This is a genomic window from Nocardia sp. NPDC050799, from assembly GCF_040654015.1.
In the GTDB taxonomy this organism is placed as follows: Bacteria; Actinomycetota; Actinomycetes; order Mycobacteriales; family Mycobacteriaceae; genus Nocardia.
Genome location: NZ_JBFAHF010000036.1, coordinates 23,742 through 40,764, shown reverse-complemented (window position 1 = coordinate 40,764; position 17,023 = coordinate 23,742). Strand labels below are relative to the sequence as shown.

At 68.4% G+C, this 17,023-nt stretch carries 19 protein-coding genes; 11 read left to right on the top strand and 8 right to left on the bottom strand.

Going from position 1 to position 17,023, the window contains the following annotated elements; all coding sequences use genetic code 11:
- Positions 1 to 491 precede the first annotated feature (491 nt).
- The 3 genes from AB0H42_RS28945 (at position 492) to AB0H42_RS28935 (ending at position 1,975) form a co-directional block, all read left to right on the top strand.
- The gene (locus AB0H42_RS28945; RefSeq protein WP_357061755.1) at positions 492 to 743 is read left to right on the top strand and encodes a type II toxin-antitoxin system VapB family antitoxin; all 252 of its coding nucleotides are present in this window, start codon (positions 492 to 494) and stop codon (positions 741 to 743) included.
- Complete coding sequence (locus AB0H42_RS28940; protein ID WP_357061752.1) at positions 740 to 1,156, top strand: PIN domain nuclease; 417 nt, start codon at positions 740 to 742, stop codon at positions 1,154 to 1,156. Before AB0H42_RS28945 ends, AB0H42_RS28940 begins: the two co-directional genes overlap by 4 nt.
- Positions 1,157 to 1,495: 339 nt before the next feature.
- Entirely contained in the window at positions 1,496 to 1,975 is a 480-nt protein-coding gene (locus AB0H42_RS28935) for a DUF3224 domain-containing protein (protein WP_357061749.1), read from the top strand.
- Between the two features lie 214 nt (positions 1,976 to 2,189).
- Here AB0H42_RS28935 and AB0H42_RS28930 read toward each other — a convergent pair whose 3' ends face one another.
- Both AB0H42_RS28930 and AB0H42_RS28925 read right to left on the bottom strand, forming a co-directional pair.
- Positions 2,190 to 3,401, bottom strand: a complete 1,212-nt coding sequence (locus tag AB0H42_RS28930) for an FAD-dependent monooxygenase (protein WP_357061747.1) — start codon at positions 3,399 to 3,401, stop codon at positions 2,190 to 2,192.
- Positions 3,398 to 3,541, bottom strand: coding sequence for a hypothetical protein (locus AB0H42_RS28925; RefSeq protein WP_357061744.1), 144 nt, complete (start codon positions 3,539 to 3,541; stop codon positions 3,398 to 3,400). The genes AB0H42_RS28930 and AB0H42_RS28925 overlap by 4 nt, the downstream gene beginning before the upstream one ends.
- Before the next feature lie 164 nt (positions 3,542 to 3,705).
- On the opposite strand from AB0H42_RS28925, the gene AB0H42_RS28920 reads away from it, so the two are divergent.
- Positions 3,706 to 4,710 (top strand): serine/threonine protein phosphatase, encoded by a 1,005-nt coding sequence (locus AB0H42_RS28920; protein WP_357061742.1) that lies wholly within the window; start codon positions 3,706 to 3,708, stop codon positions 4,708 to 4,710.
- A gap of 181 nt (positions 4,711 to 4,891) precedes the next feature.
- Here AB0H42_RS28920 and AB0H42_RS28915 read toward each other — a convergent pair whose 3' ends face one another.
- Positions 4,892 to 5,209: a hypothetical protein gene (locus AB0H42_RS28915; protein WP_357061740.1), complete on the bottom strand. Its 318-nt coding sequence runs from the start codon at positions 5,207 to 5,209 to the stop codon at positions 4,892 to 4,894.
- A gap of 312 nt (positions 5,210 to 5,521) precedes the next feature.
- Between AB0H42_RS28915 and AB0H42_RS28910 the strand changes: the two genes are divergently transcribed.
- On the top strand, positions 5,522 to 6,001 hold the full coding sequence (locus AB0H42_RS28910; protein WP_357061738.1) for a GNAT family N-acetyltransferase: 480 nt from the start codon (positions 5,522 to 5,524) through the stop codon (positions 5,999 to 6,001).
- Positions 6,002 to 6,016: 15 nt separating this feature from the next.
- Here the strand turns inward: AB0H42_RS28910 and AB0H42_RS28905 are convergent, their stop codons facing one another.
- The 4 genes from AB0H42_RS28905 to AB0H42_RS28890 form a co-directional block, all read right to left on the bottom strand.
- Positions 6,017 to 6,715, bottom strand: a complete 699-nt coding sequence (locus AB0H42_RS28905; protein ID WP_357061734.1) for a helix-turn-helix domain-containing protein — start codon at positions 6,713 to 6,715, stop codon at positions 6,017 to 6,019.
- A 261-nt stretch (positions 6,716 to 6,976) separates the two neighbouring features.
- On the bottom strand, positions 6,977 to 7,576 hold the full coding sequence (locus AB0H42_RS28900; protein ID WP_357061731.1) for a hemerythrin domain-containing protein: 600 nt from the start codon (positions 7,574 to 7,576) through the stop codon (positions 6,977 to 6,979).
- Between the two features lie 12 nt (positions 7,577 to 7,588).
- The gene (locus AB0H42_RS28895) at positions 7,589 to 8,650 is read right to left on the bottom strand and encodes an alpha/beta fold hydrolase (protein ID WP_357061843.1); all 1,062 of its coding nucleotides are present in this window, start codon (positions 8,648 to 8,650) and stop codon (positions 7,589 to 7,591) included.
- Positions 8,651 to 8,894: 244 nt separating this feature from the next.
- Complete coding sequence (locus AB0H42_RS28890; protein ID WP_357061729.1) at positions 8,895 to 10,169, bottom strand: MFS transporter; 1,275 nt, start codon at positions 10,167 to 10,169, stop codon at positions 8,895 to 8,897.
- Between the two features lie 114 nt (positions 10,170 to 10,283).
- Between AB0H42_RS28890 and AB0H42_RS28885 the strand changes: the two genes are divergently transcribed.
- The 3 genes from AB0H42_RS28885 to AB0H42_RS28875 all read left to right on the top strand — a co-directional run bounded on the left by AB0H42_RS28885 (position 10,284) and on the right by AB0H42_RS28875 (position 12,549).
- Positions 10,284 to 11,066: an SAM-dependent methyltransferase gene (locus tag AB0H42_RS28885; protein ID WP_357061726.1), complete on the top strand. Its 783-nt coding sequence runs from the start codon at positions 10,284 to 10,286 to the stop codon at positions 11,064 to 11,066.
- 79 nt (positions 11,067 to 11,145) lie between these two features.
- Positions 11,146 to 11,640 (top strand): HIT domain-containing protein, encoded by a 495-nt coding sequence (locus tag AB0H42_RS28880; RefSeq protein WP_357061723.1) that lies wholly within the window; start codon positions 11,146 to 11,148, stop codon positions 11,638 to 11,640.
- 102 nt (positions 11,641 to 11,742) lie between these two features.
- A complete protein-coding gene (locus AB0H42_RS28875; RefSeq protein ID WP_357061720.1) occupies positions 11,743 to 12,549 on the top strand; it encodes an NmrA family NAD(P)-binding protein in 807 nt (268 codons plus the stop codon).
- 309 nt (positions 12,550 to 12,858) lie between these two features.
- Here AB0H42_RS28875 and AB0H42_RS28870 read toward each other — a convergent pair whose 3' ends face one another.
- A complete protein-coding gene (locus AB0H42_RS28870; protein WP_357061718.1) occupies positions 12,859 to 14,259 on the bottom strand; it encodes an FAD-dependent oxidoreductase in 1,401 nt (466 codons plus the stop codon).
- A 218-nt stretch (positions 14,260 to 14,477) separates the two neighbouring features.
- Between AB0H42_RS28870 and AB0H42_RS28865 the strand changes: the two genes are divergently transcribed.
- The 3 genes from AB0H42_RS28865 (at position 14,478) to AB0H42_RS28855 (ending at position 16,944) form a co-directional block, all read left to right on the top strand.
- Positions 14,478 to 14,957, top strand: a complete 480-nt coding sequence (locus AB0H42_RS28865; RefSeq protein WP_357061716.1) for a MarR family winged helix-turn-helix transcriptional regulator — start codon at positions 14,478 to 14,480, stop codon at positions 14,955 to 14,957.
- A gap of 73 nt (positions 14,958 to 15,030) precedes the next feature.
- Positions 15,031 to 16,461, top strand: coding sequence for a DHA2 family efflux MFS transporter permease subunit (locus AB0H42_RS28860; protein ID WP_357061713.1), 1,431 nt, complete (start codon positions 15,031 to 15,033; stop codon positions 16,459 to 16,461).
- A gap of 60 nt (positions 16,462 to 16,521) precedes the next feature.
- A complete protein-coding gene (locus AB0H42_RS28855) occupies positions 16,522 to 16,944 on the top strand; it encodes a PPOX class F420-dependent oxidoreductase (RefSeq protein ID WP_357061711.1) in 423 nt (140 codons plus the stop codon).
- The last annotated feature ends 79 nt before the right edge of the window (positions 16,945 to 17,023 follow it).

Sequence of the window (17,023 nt, the reverse complement as noted above, 5' to 3'; positions counted from 1 at the left end):
CCAAAGCGGTGACGTCGAGCGCTCGAGGTGTGGCGGTGCCGACGTCGGGGATTTCAGTGATGGTGCCTCGGGCAACGTCACGGTTCACGCAGAGGCGTCGCCGCGGTTTGACCCAGGCTTACGTGCAGGCAGATCGCGGCCCGGACGTAATCGGTCGCGTACCAAACGGGATACCAGAAGGCTTCGGCCCGGCTGATGGCCATGCCGGTCAAACCACACAGGTGATGCCGTCACCTCGGCCGACAAGCCTTGTTCACCGGCTTGTGGCTGGTGTAGTCGTAGCCTGGGCGCGCACAAACTTCGACTCGCCCGGTGTCGGACAGGGTCTTCCCGCGACTTGTCGCGCGGGGACTCGCTGCGCGGCGGCCGGTGACGTTTCCGGCAATACTTGAACCGCGTCGACGACAGTAAGTACTGGTTCAGCCGCGATGTCATTTTGTGGGTCGAATTGATATCGTGGATGAGCGGGTGAGCTTAGGGAGGAATGACCAATGGCCAGGACTGTCATCGATCTGGACGAGGAGATCGTCGAGCAGGCGATGCGGGTATACGGGGCGAAGACGAAGGCGGCGGCAGTACGGGCGGCGATGGAGGAGGGAGTGAAGCTGCGGCTACGCCGGGAGCTCTTCGATGCCATCGACGAGGGTGAGTTCGAGAACGTGTTCGCGGAGATCCGGTCACAGACCGGGCCACGGAAGCCGGATGGCTCCCTCGAAGGTGGAAACGGAGCCTCGGTGGCGTGAAGGGACGCTACCTGATCGACAAGTCCGCGCTGGCCCGCCGGAGCACGCCCGCAGTGCGGCAGCGACTGGATGCGCTGGACCACGCGGGGCTCCTCGCGGTGTGTGCCCCGACCGAGTATGAGGTGCTGTACTCGGCCCGCGGCAAGCCCGAGGCGCTGCGCCTGCGTACCCTGCTCCGCGGTTTCGACTACCTGCCCTGCAATGATGAGGAATTCGAGCGGGCGCTCGAGATCCAGGGGCTGGCACTGAACGCCGGTTTTCATCGGGCACTGTCACTGGCCGACGTCCTTATCGCGGCAACGGCCGAGCGGCACCGGGCCACGGTTCTGCACTACGACGGCGACTTCGACCTGATCTCCTCGGTGAGCGGGTTGCAAGCCGAGTGGGTCGTCGAACCCGGCACTGCGGACTGAGCGGCATCGACCGATCGGCGCGCTCGATCCGGGTTCGCGTCGTCGGCTACGCCATCGTGAACGATACGACCGTGCTTGCCTCAGGGCCTTCTCACGAAGGTTCGGGACGCCCGAACGTTCGGATGTCGGCGTTCGAGGTCGCCGGTTCGGGCGCGTCGTTGTCACTGGACCGTGCCCCCGCCCGCTCTGCGGCGGCCTTAAACGCGTGCTGCAGTCGTTCGGACGCGAGGGGGCGTTCGGGGGCGTGGCGCGGACTGCCGAGGTGGATCTCGCGGAGCTCGTCGATGAGGTTGTCGACGAGGTCCGGGGACTCGGCCAGATGTTTTCGCTGCGACCCCCATGCGACTCCGCCGCGGTGCTGACACGGCGCGAGATTGCGACCCTTCGCCCTCTCCGGACATCCGACTCAATAAGCTCGAAGGCATCACCGACCAGCACAGGGCCCGCACCGTCGAAGCACATTTCCAGATCACAGACTTCGACGAGACGGTCTATGACCAGCCCAAGGTGGGGCCGAAGCTGACGCGCGTGCAGATACGCAAAAGCTATCACGGCGCGATCGAAGGCTCGGGTGTTGTGGAAGTGCTTACCGCTCAGGGAGAATCCGGTGCTGGATTCGTTGCTTCGGAGCGGATCGATGGCGTCCTTGAAGGACATCGCGGATCCTTCGTCATCCAGCACGGTGGTGTGACTCAGGGAGATACCCAGAGCACCTACGGAACTATTGTTCCAGGGTCGGGTACCGGAGAACTCGCCCATATCGCAGGTCAGGCGACCGAGGCGCAGCAGGAGGTCCTGACCCTGACCTACACGCTGTGAATTCCGCGCGCCGCCGGGCCCTGGGCTGTTTTCGATATCGATCCAGAACTCGGGCGGGTGATCGACGACAAGTAAGTGATCTCGCAGCGGTGAGCCGGTGCCGCCCGACTGTCGTGAGTGGGGCGGTGCCGGTGTTCGCGGAGGTCGCTGCCCGGGTGCCGAATCGCACAGTGCTCTGCCGAAGCGTCGTCCCTTTCGACACGTTATGTGATATCTACGACCCCGCCGACGAGGTGATCGGCGGTCCGGCCGGGGCCCCGGAATCCGGTATCCCTGCGTAGTCGGGCAGTTCGACGCCGTTGATCGCGCGCTCGACCAGTTGGGTGAACCATTCGCTGCCGAAATCGATGCTCGGCTCTGGGACGTCGCGGGTGTGTACGTGCAACCGGCCGATCTCCTGGTTGGCCTCGACAAACGAGCGCATCCGCCGCTCGTAGCCGGCGAATCCGGTGTCCGGGTCCCACCCGGCGGCGGCCAGCTCACCGGCCAAAAGGTAGGCGCCGACCAAGGCCGGCCCGGTGCCCGCCCCGGACATCGGCGACGAGCTGAACGCCGCGTCCCCGTGCAGCCCCACCCGTCCGATCGACCAGCGGTCCATTACCACCTGGGCGACCTGGTCGAGGTAGAAATCCGGGGTGTCGTCTAGGTGCGCGAGGATGCGCGGGGTCAACCAGCCCAGCCCGGCCATCCGCTCGCGCAGCAGGCGTTTCTGGGCGGCGACGTCGCGGTGGTCGACGTCGAGGTCGGCCGCGGGGAAAGAGAGCATGGCCATCGCCCGGGTGGCGTCCGGGAGGGGCCGCAGGCCGGCGGAGCGCCCGGACTTTTGGTAGTCGATCAGCCAGCGGTCCAGCCCGAACTCGTTGGGCACACTGTAGAAGGCCAGCACATGCCCGAGGTGGCGGATGAACCGCTCGTGCGGCCCGAAGACCATCGCGCGCAGCGCCGAGTGCAGCCCGTCCGCCCCGATCACCAGGTCGAAGCGGCGCCGGTCGCCGCCCTCGAAGGCCACGTCGACGCCGTCGGCGTCCTGGGTGAGCTCGGCGATCCGGTCGCCGAAGACGTACTCGACCCTGTCCCGGGTGTCCTCGTGGAGCACCCGGGACAGGTCACCACGCAGGATCTCGATCTCCGCTATGTATCCGTCGCCGCCGTCGTCGTCCGAGCGGTAGGTCTCCAGCACGTTCCCATCGGCGTCCACGGTGTACGCGCCGGCGGTCTCGGTACGGGCCGCGCGCACCGCCACGTCCAACCCCATCCGCGCGATGACCTCCTTGGCGATCCCGCGCGCGTCCACCGCCTGCCCACCGGGACGCAGCTCGGGTGCCCGCTCCACCACGGTCACCTCGGCCCCCCGCCGGTACAGCCAGTGGGCCAGCGCGGGCCCCGCGATACTCGCCCCTGCCACCAGAACCCTGGTATCGCTCACTGCGCCACCTGCTCACCCGTCCGGATCGTCTGCTCCTGATCGGAGCCCTCGATGCTCATCCGGGTGTCCCGGACCCCGTGGTCCGCCCGAGCGCTTCCGTCGTCGAGCGAGACGTAATGGCCCGGAATCGACTTCCGCATCCCAATGCCTCCATGTGTTCTTCCCACGCGGGGCCGCTCTCGGCACAGGCCCACCGCCATCGGTTCGCTCAGAGGTATCGACCGGGGATCCGTCCGAAATTCATCGGTTCGGCTGCACGTCGATCACCCCGATTGCAACCACCAGCCGGTGGCATGATTGTGTGATGACAACTGCCAGGGGCGACCGTCATCGGGAACTCTCGGCTTTCCTGGCCTCCCGCAGTGACATCGAACTCGCCGAGCTCGTCGACAAGGGTCGGCCGAACGCCGTGGGAGTGGGCGGCGGTTCGGCAGTCTGCGACGTCGACGGCGTGCCGGTGTTCGCCAAGCGAATTCCGCTGACCGATCGGGAACTAGCGCACCAGGGCGCCACCGCGAATCTCTTCGACCTGCCGGTGTTCTGCCAATACGGCATCGGTGGCCCGAGCTTCAACGCATGGCGCGAGCTGGCGGCGAACATCCTCGTCACCGACGGTGTGCTGGCCGGCGAGACACAATCGTTCCCGATGCTCTACCACTGGCGGGTTCTCCCCGGCCGCTCGCCGGTCGCCGCCGAAAACGCGGACATCGACGCTGTGGTCGCCGCATATGGCGGGTGCCCGGCTGTGCGTGCGCGTCTCGAGGCACTGGTCGCCGCACCGTCGAGCCTCGTGCTTTTTTGCGAATACATCCCGCGCGCGTTGCCGGACTGGCTGCGCGAGCACCCGGCAGGCAAGGCCGCCGCGGTCGAACAACAGTTTTCGGAGATCGTGACATTTCTGGGTGATCGGCACCTGCTGCATATGGACGGCCACTTCGGCAACATCCGCACCGACGGGCGGCGGATCTATCTCACCGACTTCGGGCTCGCTACCTCGCCGCGTTTCGACCTTTCGCCGGCCGAACGCGGCTTCGCCGAACGCCATACCTCGCACGACGCCTGCTATGCCGCCATGCGACTGGTCAACTGGCTGGTGACCGACGTCTGTGGAATACCGGCGCCGATCGGCGCCGGCCCGGTCGCCCGCAACGAGTACGTACTCCGGTGCGCCGCCGGTCACATCCCGGACGACGTATCGCCGGTCGTGGCCTCGATCCTGACCCGCCACGCCCCTGCCGCCGCGCGGATGAACGCCTTCTACTGGAGATTGTTCGGTGGCGATATCCACGCGGAATACCCGGGCGGGTAGCGCGGATCGGGTCGGCCTCCCCTCGCCTGCACGAGAATTTGCTGAGCGGGTGCCCGTAGCCGGCGCCGCTACTGATCCCCATCGAGAGACTCGGCGGGGAACGGTCGTAGGTTCGGAGTGTCCGCTGCGCCGGCGGGAGTCGATGCGTTCGGGAAAGTGGGTACCGCAGACCGGCCTACGTTCAGGCCTGGATCACCTCGATCCTCGTCATGGCGTTGAACGAGTCGCAACTGGCCCAGGACTGGTTCTGCCCGTACTGCACCGGGCCGTACTTCCAGTAGGTGAACGGGACGGGGAACGCGACGCAGGTGAGTTTCACCTGATGCCAGGTCGGCAGCTCGCAATTGGCCATCCCGCCGGTATTGAAGACGTTGTAGACGTGACAGTTGGCCTGCCCCACCGGTACATCGGCCTGGGCCACGCCACCACCGGCGAGCACAGTGGCCGCAGTCGCGCCGGCAACGACGGCGCCGGCGGCAAGCCGCTTCGCAGAGAACATTTCGAACCTCCTGATTTGATGTTGTATGAACACATCGCACAGGAATCGCGCTTGTTACTCGAACCGTTCATCACGTTAACTCCCGGATCGCTGGTAAGCCTTGATGCGCCCTGTGCCGCCTGCGAGTATCGCTCGGTCGACGAAGGCTTCGGGCGCGGGTCCGTCGAGGCCGATGAGGGCCCGAGTTCGAGGCGGTGCCCATGGCCGCGGCGAAGTAGGCAGGCAAGGTCGGATGGAGGGAAGGAGCACGACGTGGCCGATGGTGACGTGGGGGCGTTGGACCGGCCGGCAGCGACGTGATGGAGTTCCGGTATGGATGAAAGTCTGCGGGCGGAGGCGAGCCCGTCGCCGCGATCACACCTGCGTGACTGCCTCGGGGCAGCCGAATACGGCCGCCTGGTCGATGTGTGGCGCAGCGCGGTGAAGGCGACCCATCACTTTCTGGCGGAAGCCGACCGCGTGGAAATCGAGAGTCGGTTGATCGATGCCTACTTTCCCCAGGTCCGGCTCACGGTCATGGACGTCGGCGGAGAGGTGATCGCCTTTTCGGGGACGGCCGGGGACAGCCTCGAAATGCTGTTCGTCGCGGCCGGCGCCCGGGGTCGCGGTGCCGGGAGCGAGCTGCTCGCGCACGCGGTCCGCGAGCAGGGGGTGCGGCGGGTGGACGTGAACGAACAGAACGAGCAGGCGGTGCGTTTCTACGCGCGGCGCGGGTTCGTCGTCGTGGGACGGAGCGATCACGACGAAGCGGGAAGGCCGTATCCGCTGCTGCATATGGCCTTGGAGGAGTGAGATCGATGCAGTGGGTTATCGGGTTGTGCCCGGCGCCGACGGCCAGGCCCGGTCGTCCACGGCGAGCCACGGTTCGCCGGCCGCCGTGGCGGGCGGGGCGCCGGTGAATTCGCGGACGTCTCGGTGGAGGTGGGACTGGTCGGCGTAACCGCTGTCGGCCGCCACCTGGGCGGGTGGCCGCCCTTGCACCAACTGGTGCACGGCGTGGTCGAAGCGCACCAGCATGGCGGCGCGCTTGGGCGTCAGGCCGATCTGCGTACGGAAGCGCGACCACAGCCGTTGGCGGCTCCACCCGATCCCTGTCGCCAGGTGCTCGACCCGGAACCGGCCGCGGCCGGCGCGGAGCTGATGCCAGGCCCAGGCGATCTCCGGGTCCGCTCGACGGTCGTCGCGAAACCGGGCCGACAACGCCGTCTCGATCAGCGCGAAACGGTCCGGCCAGCGGGGTGTTTCGTGCAGGCGCTCCCGAAGGCGCGCCGCGTCCTGGCCCCACAGATCGTCGAGGCCGACTATGTTGCCGGTCAATTCGGCGAGCGGGACGCCGAGAACGGCGGGTGCGACGACCGGGGACAGGCGAATCTGTACACACTCGACCGCGCGGACGCGCACTGGGGCCGCATAATCGATCAGTCCCAATGCCGCACTGCCCGAGTGGGTTCGGCCGGTCGAGTCGCGGACGTCGAAGCAGTGCTCACCGATATCGACACCTACCATGACGGCCGGATGGGGTATGACACGCAACCGAGCGGGGCTGTCTCCGCGGATGCGGAATCCGGCCATATCCACTCCGGGCAACACAGGTGTCCGCGGTGGTCGTGTTATCTCCCAGAACACCTCCCCGAGTATATGAGCAGTCGATGATTCCGCGCGCCGCTGCGGGGCCGGTCGAACCTTCCTCCGCCTCGCCACCGAGAGGGCACGCGTCCACAACTGCATGACTGCCGACGACTATCCGTCGCCGCCGGAACAGCCGGCTCAGCCGGCAGTAGAGGCCGGCCCGCCGGGCCGAGCCCGCTTCAGGGTGCCGACACTCAGCGATCCACTCGCGGTGGTCCGCAGCTCTTTCTCCGCTGTGCGGACGTAGCCGACGGGATCCTTGTCGACCGGGCGGACACCGGCGTAGTTCCGCGCCTCGTACGCGGCGAAGGCGACGGCCAGCCGATGGCGGTGCGACAACCCCGCCAAACGGCGGAAATCGGTCAGGCCCTCGCGCTCTTCCTCGGCCATGTGATCGCTGTTGGCCGTGTTCGCTGCCGTTACGGCCGTGTACCAGTCATCGCTGCCGACCCGATGACGTGCCACGTCGGCGACCGCGTCCCTGATCTCGTTGTGGTCGTGGACAGCGTCGATGGTTTCCGCCTCCACCCCGGCCGCGCGCCGGGCCGCGATACCCACCTGGAGCAGCGCGGGATAGAAGATCTCCTCCTCCGCCTGCGCGTGCAGTTCGAGGAAGGCCGCCAGTCTGTCCCAGATCGCGGAGAGCACGCCGGTCTCCCGGCGATCGATCTGTTCGAGGATCGCGAACAGCCGCCGCTGCTCGTGATGGTCGTCGAGGATCAGCTGGGTAATGTCCACAATGCCTCCCTGCTACCGCACTTCGGGTCGGTACCGAACGTCAGGGTGCGCTGTCGTTCGGGCAGCCGGTATGTCCATCGGGGTGCCGACGATAACGCACTGCCGGGCTGCCCGGACGCCAACGCACCGTGTGCCCGCCCCATGCCCGGCCGACGGTTCCAGCACGAGAGCGCGGTCGGTGCGGGTCTTCCTCACGTCGGCGAGCGGAAGCGCGGCGACGGCGGGCATCTCGTCCCGGGTCCTTAGCATTGCGCGCCGGAATTCGGCCGAGTTCATCGTGGGCTGCCGTCCGCCGGCTCGCGGATTGCGGTAGCGAGCGGCTTCCACGCGTGTTCGGGCAGGTCGTGCCCTATTGCGGGAAGTATGAGCAGGCGAGAGCCGGGTATGCGGGACGCGATGGTGCGCGCGGCGCCGGAATCGATCAGGGGGTCGTCCGCGCCGTGCACGACCAGGGGGCCGGGAGATTTCGGTGATCGCGGGGCCGCTCCACCGGGCCCCGATCTGCCGGCTCTGGGCCCGTGCGTCGTGGATCCCGCTGTCCGGCTCGGCTTCCAACCGCGCTCGCACCGCGGCTTCGTCGAATTCGTGACGCGGTGAGGCGAGCAGTTTCGCTACCATGACGCCTGCCTCGATCGCACCATCCCGCGTGTCGGGGAATTCCACCCGGGCGAACTTCGCGAGCGTGCGCAACCGGATGTAGCGGAGTGTGCGCAATCCGGTGACGTCGCCAGGGACGGCATCGACCGAGGTGAGGGTCCGGACCCGGTGGGGATGCCGGAGGGTCAGGCGCTGAACGACCGCGCCGCCGAGGGATACCCCGAGCACATGTGCCGAGTGCCAGCCCAGTTCGTCGAGTACCGCGACCGCATCGTCCGCCACATCTTCGGCGGTGTAGTCCGCACCGCGCCGGGTGAGTAGTGCGGTGATCGGGTTCCGCACGGCTGTCGGCGGCAGGTGGGTGGATTCGCCGCCGTCGCGTTGGTCGTAGCGTGCCACGGCGAAACCGTGTTCGGTCAGTTGCTCGCAGAACCCGTCGGGGAGCCAGTGCCGGTTGGCGCCCAGCCCGGTGGCGATCAGCAGCGGTTCACCGCTTCGCTCCGGTAGGTAACGGTCGAACGCGAGGCGTACCGCGCCGTTCCGCGCCTATCGTCGTGGTCCCCGGGCCGCGTGTGCTGACATCCGGCACCTCCCATAAATAGTGTTCGGTGGCCGACGCGCTCGGCACCCCGAACCGCGACGCGGGCCCGGCGGAACTTTTCGAACTCCTGCTACGCCGAGTCCTCGCGGGTGTGCTGGCGCCGGACTGAGATCGTCCGGATCAGGTGGCGGATCGGTGCGGCGCCGGCCCGGGGGCCGCCCACACGGCGTGCACCCCGGCCGGCCCCGCGCCCCGATCCGTCGCGACGATCAATGCCACGCAACCGATTCCCGACAGCACCAGGCTCGATCCGAACAACGCCGGATACCCGAGCAGCTCACCGATCGTCCCCGCCGCGAACCCCGCGATGCCCTGCACGACCACGATCGCGCAGGCCAGCAGCGTGTAGTCGCTGCCGGCATGGTCGGGGTCGGCGGCGTCCATCATGAGGGTGAACACCGCCACGGTCGCGGCACCGCCGAGGATGTGTTCGGCCAGGCTCGCGGTGACGATCAACTCGAAACCGCCGACGCCCAGCGCGGCGAGCAGGTAGAGAGCCAGGCTGAGCGTCTGCGTGACACCGCCGATCAGCAGGGCCCGCCGTCGGCCGTGCCGGTAGCACAGCCAGCCGCCCAGGGCCGCGCCCGTCAGCGCGCCGGCAGAGGACAGGACCCCTTTGACCAGGGCGATCTGCCCGAGGGTGAGTCCGGTGTCGGACATGAACGGCCCGACCATCGCCGAGCCCATCGAATCACCGAATTTGAAGCCCCCGATGAGCAGGATGAACGCGAGCATCCCAGGCCGGCGCAGCCGCTGCCACCACCCGACGGTCAACCGGCTCGGGCTCGACGACGCCTTCTCCGAGGTGCTGCGGATCGTGGTACGCGGTGACCACCACACCGGAATCGCCGTGAGCAGCAACAGAATCGACATCGCGACGAACAGGACGCGCCACCCCGCGAGCGCGAAGAGCCACAGCAGCGCGCCGCCGCCCACGATCATGCCGATCCGGTACGCGCCGACCTGGATCCCGTTGCCCAGGCCACGTTGCCCAGCTCCGAGGAGTTGGACGGCGAGCCCGTCGGTGGCGACATCCTGGGTCGCCGATATCGCGTTGACCACGGCGATGCCCACCAGCAGCAGGCGCAGTGACGCCGACAGGTCCAGGCAGGCGAGCCCCAGTGTCACCGCCGACGCGGTGAGTTGCAGGGTCAGCAGCCACTGTCGGCGGGTGCCGTAGTGGTCGACGTAGGGCGCCCACAGGAACTTCAGGGCCCACGGCGCGAACAGAATTCCGGTGGCGCTGATCTCGATCAGCGAGAAACCGGATTCGCGCAGCACCACCGGCAGCGCCTGGGTGAAGAACCCGTACGGCAGTCCCTGGGCGAAATACAGGGCGGACAGCAGAACCAGAGTCCCGGCGGAGATCGGCCCGGGGCGGGTCATGGTCCTCATGTGGTCATCCTGGCAGATCCTCGGAATCACCGACTCCGGTGCGCTCACCGTCACCATCCGGTCGCACGGCCTCGGGTGTACGAAAACGGTTGCCGGTCTTGTATCTTGACCGGTATGGATCGGTCCGGCCTGAACCCGCACGAGCCGCATATTGCCCGCATGTACGACTACTACCTCGGTGGTAAAGACCATTACCCGGCCGATGCGGAGGCCGCGGAGAAGGTGCTGCAGGCACTGCCCGAGGTGCGGCTGGCCGCGCAGGCGAATCGGGGGTTCATCCACCGCGCGACCCGGTATCTCGCCCGGGAGGCCGGGGTGACCCAGTTCCTCGATATCGGTACGGGAATCCCGACCGTGCCGAACCTGCACCAGGTGGCCCAGGAGGAGGCGCCGGAATCGCGGGTCGTCTATGTGGACAACGATCCGATAGTGCTCGCGCACGCCCGCGCCCTGATGGTCGGCACCGCGGAGGGACGCACAGATTACATCCAGGCCGACGCGACCCGGCCGGAGGAGATCCTGGCGGCCGCGCGCCGCACCCTGGATTTCGACGAGCCGATCGCGCTGTCGCTGATCGCCCTGCTGAACTTCGTGCCCAGTGCCTACGAGATCACCGAAACCCTCATGGCCGCGGTGGTTCCGGGTTCGTATCTGGTGATGACCCACCTGACCGCCGACTTCGACCCGGAAGGAATCGCGGCCACGGTGAAGGTGTACGAGGAGCGCGGCATGTATTGCCATCCGCGGAATCGAGCGGAGATCGCCGCGTTCTTCGACGGGATGGAGATCTCGGAACCCGGTGTGGTGCCCATCCACCGGTGGCGGCCGCCGATCGAACCGGCGAAGTCGATGGACGCGAAGGTGCCCGGTTACGCCGCGATCGGTCGCAAGTCCTGATCTGCGCCACCGCGGGCGTCTCCGAGCGGGCCTCGGTGCCACGGCCCCGAATCCGGGGCGCCGTGGGTAGCTCGGCCGGATGAGCGACTGGAGGGACGATCGCGTGCGATCCGCGATCGAGGGCCGGAATCCGACCGTCTTCGCCGAGCTCGGCGCGGCGTTCGCGGTGATCGGCGACGTGCAGTTCCTACCCGGCTACTCGCTCGCCCTGACCAAGGTGCCGGGCGTCGACCGGCTCACCGACCTTCCCCGGGCCGAACGGGTGCGATTCCTGGCCGATGTCGATCTCGTCGCCACCGCGGTCGAAGCGGTGTGTGCGGCGCGTGACCCGCGATACCGGCGCACCAATGTCGAGATCCTGGGCAACACGCATCATTTCCTGCACGCCCATATCTGGCCCAGGTACGGCTGGGAGCCGGAGGAGATCGTCGGCAATCCGGTATGGCTCTATCCGGACGGACGCTGGCACGACCCGGCGACCGCGCTCGGGAGGCGGCACGAGGAACTGCGGGCGGCCCTGGCCGCGGAGGTCGCCCGGCTGCGGATCTCGGCCGAATACGGGTACGACGCATAGCCGGCCGTGGTGGTGGTGCGCGCCGTGGAGCTTCCGAATTCGGCGGGAGTTGACCTCAACTTTTGTTGAGGTCATAGCGTTCGTGTTCGGAAGGGAGTCGACGTGACGGTATTGGTAACGGGCGCAACCGGGAACACCGGCAAGCACGTGGTGTCGGAGTTGCTGCGCAGAGGAAGGAAGGTGCGGGCGTTGACCCGTGATCCGCGACGGGCCGCGACGCTGCTGCCCGCGGACGCGGAACTGGTGGCGGGCACGCACACCGAGCCCGCGGCGCTGGACGCGGCACTGGACGGCGTCACCGGGCTGCATATCACCGTGACAGCCGGGGTAGCCGAGACCGGACCCGAACTGGTCCGGCGCGCGGTCGCCGCCGGGGTCGAGCGGATCACCATCCTCTGGGGTGGTTACGTCGGCCCGGCCGAGTCGGCGGTGGAGCGGTCCGGGGTCGCGTGGACGCGGCTGGAACCGCAGGAGTTCATGGCCAATGCGCTCACCTGGGCGGACTCTGTTCGCACAGAGGGCGTGGTGCGGGAACCGTTCGATCTGCCGAGCGCGGTGGTCCACGAGGGCGACCTCGGTGCCGTGGCGGCGATCGCGCACATCGAGGAAGGGCATGCGGGTCGTGCGTACAACCTGAACGGACCCGAGGCGCTGACCACCGGAGAGCGGGTGGCGCTGCTCGCCGGTGCGCTCGGCCGCGATATCGCCTTCGAGCAGATCGGCCGCGAACGGGCCATCGAAAGAATGCTGCGCGAAGGGGTCTCGCGGCCCGACGCCGAGTACGTGGTGGGCTGGCACGCCGACCCGCCGCCGGAGGCACGGATCCCGGACGGCACCGTGGACCGGATTCTCGGCCGGCCCGCGCGCACATTCGCCGACTGGTTGCGTGAGCACAAAGACCGGTTCTGAGCGGCTGGACGCGGTGGCGGCCGAGTGGGCGGCGGCTCCTGGACGGCGCCGCGGCTTCGGTTCGGGCGATGAGTTGCCCGGCGCACCTGCTGATGGAGGACCGCCGGAGGTGACGCGGTGTGCGAGTCCGTGCGCGGATCCCGCGGGTCCGCGCACGGACTCGCGCCGAGGACTCGTGCGCGCCGGCGCCGGGGAATCAGTCCTTGTGCTCGGTGATTTGGATGAGGTTGCCGCGGGTGTCGTCGAGGACCGCGGTGGTCACGGCCCGTGGTGCACCGGCGGCCCGTCCTCACCCGGTCCGGGTTTCGCTCATCGGGACGTGTCATCACCCGGCGGGCCGGGGGCGCGGGCCGCGGTCACCATCTCGTGTTCCAATACCTCCTCCGCCGCCCGCTCACCCGAGCGCACGGCTCCGTCGACCCACCCGCACATCACCGCGGAACTCTCGGTGCCGGCCCAGTGGATGCGTCCGCACGGTGCGCGCAGGGCGGGGCCGAACTGGGTGAGGACGCCGGTCGGCGCGTGACTGAGCATCCCGCCACCGGAATAGCGTTCGGCGCTCCAGTTCTGTTCGATGTAGTCGGCCGGGGTGCGGGCCTTGTCGCCGAAACGCTCGGCGAGGGCGTCGAGGATCGTGTGCCGCCGCTCGGCAGGGTCGAGCCGGCCGATCTGCCGTGCGATGGGCCCCTCCACGATGACGCACAGGACGCCGGGACGGCCGGTATCGGTACAGGCGTCGATGGTGATGGTGGCCGGCGAGCCCGGCGCCGCCGACTGCCCCGACAACCCGTCGGCGCGCCAGAACGGTTCGTCGTACACGAGGGAGATCTTGATGATGGCGCCGCTCGGCATCCGCTGGTGCAGTAGCGACCGGTCGACCGGCAGTATCGGTTCGTAGCGGATCTGGCTCGCGATCGCCAGTGGAACCGTCACGATCACCCGGCGGGCGCGCATCGTCGTCTTGCCGGAGAACACCGTGACGCCGTCGGCGTCCTGCTGGATGCGGCGGACGGGCTGGGCGAGCAGGACCGCGTCGCCGAGTTCGGTCGCCAGCGGGCCGTAGACGGCGCCCATCCCGCCCACCGGCCGGGAATCCTGGGCGCCGTCCTCGATACCCAGGACGAAACCGGGCCCGCCGCCGGAGGCCATCTGATACAGGGCGAACAGCAGCGACACCTCGGACGCCGCGGACGTGTAGGCCCCGGCGATCGCGGTTTCGAGCAGTTCGTGCGCGGCCTTGGATACGACGTGGGTGTTCAGCCAATGCGCCAGGGTGAGGCGATCCCAGCGGTCGGCCTGGTCGGCCGTCCACGGTGCGTCGAGCGGTATGGACTTGCACAGATGACCCAGGTCGAGGAGCGCGGCGCCGAGGTTCATCGCCACCCACGGGCTCATCGACCACGGGATCGTGCCGGTGTAGCGATACTGCTTGCCCTCGACGAGCATCATCGCCTCACCGTCGGTGTACTGCTTGTAGCTCGCCACCCCGTAGTCCTGCATCAGGGCGCGGATCCGGTCCTGGCCGGGGCCGATCCAGGCGCCGCCGCGATCGATCCACGACCCGTCGGGCCGGGTTTCGGTGAACGTGCGGCCGCCGAGCCGGTCGCGGGCTTCCAGCACGGCCACTGTGCGGCCTGCCCGTTTCAACCGCCGGGCGGCGGTCAGTCCGGCAAATCCCCCACCTACCACGCAATAGTCGACGTCTGTCATGAGCGCCGCCTCGGATCGGAGTTTCGGTGCGAAGCCGCCGCGCGGGCGGCCGCACTCGTCCGCGCACCACACGGTGACGGTGCGCATCGCAGGAAGAACGGGTGAGCGCTTCGAGTTGTAGGGCAATTCTAGGGCAGGGTGGGGCCCGGGGGTCGTCGCGGCCGCTTACGGTCGGACGGTTCGCCGTAGAAGATCCGCAACGGAACTATCATGGGCGTATGACCGCAATGGCTCCCGTCCGCGCCGAAGCGGACCTGTCGTTTCTGCTCGACCGCACCAGTCACGTCTTGCGCACCCGGATGGCGGCGGCGCTCGCGGAGATCGGGCTCACGGCCCGGATGCACTGCGTCCTCGTCCACGCTCTGGAGGAGGAGCGGACCCAGGCGCAACTCGCGGTGCTCGGGGATATGGACAAGACCACCATGGTGGTCACCGTCGACGCGCTGGAGCGGGCCGGGCTCGCCGAACGGCGGCCTTCCGCGGCGGACCGGCGGGCTCGCGTCATCGCCGTCACCGACAAAGGACGGGAGGTCGCCGAGCGCAGTCAGCGGATTGTCGACGGCGTGCACAGTGCGGCGCTCGGCTCGCTGCCGGCGGGAGAGCGGGAGGTTCTGGTGCGTGCGCTGCGGAATCTGACCGCGGGCCATCTGGCGGAGGCGGTGGAGGCGCCGTCGGCGGCGCGCCGTGCCCGGCAATAGATCTCCAATAGATTGTCTGCAACGAAACTATCTACTACAGTCTCTCCTGTCGGGTTCCGGACAGGAGAACACCATGAACACCCACGCACGTCTCGCCCTCGCCGTGCTGTCGGCCGCCACCCTGATGACCGTCCTGGACGGCAGCATCGTCACCGTGGCGCTCCCGGAGATCCAGCGTGATCTGGGATTCGGCTCGGCCGAATTGAGCTGGACGGTCAACGCCTACCTGATCGCCTTCGGCGGGCTCCTGCTGCTGGGCGGACGCCTCGGCGACCTGTTCGGCCGCAAGACGGTATTCCTGATCGGGAACGCGGTGTTCACCGCGGCCTCCCTGGTCGCCGGCGCGGCCACCACTCCCGCGCTGCTGATCGGCGCCCGCTTCCTCCAGGGCGTGGGCAGCGCCTTCGCCTCCGCCGTCGCGCTGGGCATCCTGGTCACCCTGTTCACCGACAACCGGCAGCGCAAAGTGGCCATCGGGGTCTTCGGTTTCACCGGCGCCGCCGGTGCCGCGATCGGGCAGGTGCTGGGCGGGGTGCTGACCGACGCCTTCGGCTGGCACTGGATCTTCCTGATCAATGTGCCGATCGGGCTGGCCACGGTGGCCCTGGCGGTCGCGGTGCTGCCGGCGGACCGGGCCGGTGGTGGTGTACGCCGGGCGGATCTGATCGGCGCCACGCTGGTCACCGCCGGGCTGATGCTGGGTATCTACACGGTGGTCGGGATCGAGAGCCACGGCTGGACCTCGTCGCGCACGCTCGGTCTCGCGGCCGTATCCCTGCTCCTGCTGGCCGCGTTCGTCATCCGGCAGTCCCGGGTCGCGGACCCGCTGCTTCCGCTGCGGGTCTTCCGTTCGCGTGCTGTCTCCGGGGCGAATCTCGTGCAGATGCTCACGGTTTCGGCCATGTTCGCATTCCAGGTGTTGCTCGCGCTGTACCTGCAGCGTGTCCTCGGCTACGTGGCCCTGGAGACCGGGCTGGCCATGCTGCCGGCGGCCGTAGCGATCGGCGGAGTGTCGCTGTTCGTCTCGGCCCGCCTCACCCTCCGCTTCGGTGAGCGCGCCGTGCTGATCACGGGGCTACTGCTCCTGCTGGCCGCCATGGTCCGGCTCGCGAGCGTGCCGGTGCACGCCTCCTACCCGGTCGACGTGCTGCCGGTGATGGCGCTACTCGCCGGATTCGGGCTGGTACTTCCGGCGCTCACCGCGCTCGGTATGTCCGGTGCCGCGGCCGACGACGCGGGGCTGATCTCCGGACTGTTCAACACCACCCAGCAGATCGGTATGGCGCTCGGCGTCGCTGTGCTGACCACCCTCGCCGCGTCCCGCACCGGCGCCTTGGCGGCCGCCGGCGCCTCCGATGCCGAGGCGCTGACCGGCGGCTACCGAACCGCCTTCGCCGTCGCCGCCGGCCTGCTGGTGGCCGCACTGGCGGCGACGGTCACCGTGCTGCGCCCCGCAGCCACGGTCCTCCCGGCCACCCCGCCCGCCGCGGCTCGTCCCGCCTGACCCAGGTCGCGGCTCCCGCATCGACATCCCACCGAACCGAAACAACACGAAGGAACCGATATGACGATCGAATTGCCCGCAGCGGCCCGCCGCCTGCTGGACGGAAAGAATTTCGCCACCGTGGCGACCATCGAGCCGGACGGCCGCCCCCAGACCTCGGTGGTCTGGATGGACCGGGAGGGCGACACGATCCTGTTCAGTTCGACGACCACCCGCCGCAAGGTGCGCAATCTGGCGCGCGATCCGCGGGTCGCGCTCACCGTTCTCGATGCCACGAACCCCTACCACTCGGTGGATATCCAGGGCACCGCCGAACTGATCGAGGATCCGCATAAATCGCTGCCGTTGCGACTGTCCCGGAAGTACCTCGGCGAGCAGCCGGCCCCGGAACCCGACAGTATTCACCGGTTCATCGTCCGCGTGACACCCGAACGGGTCACCGGGTTCTCCATGCCGGACCCGTCGAAATCCAACGCCGGCTGATCGGCGCGGTGGCCGAATCGGCCGGACCCGTCGAAACCCGACGCGGCCGAGGGCCCGGCGAACCGAATCGGCGGGACAC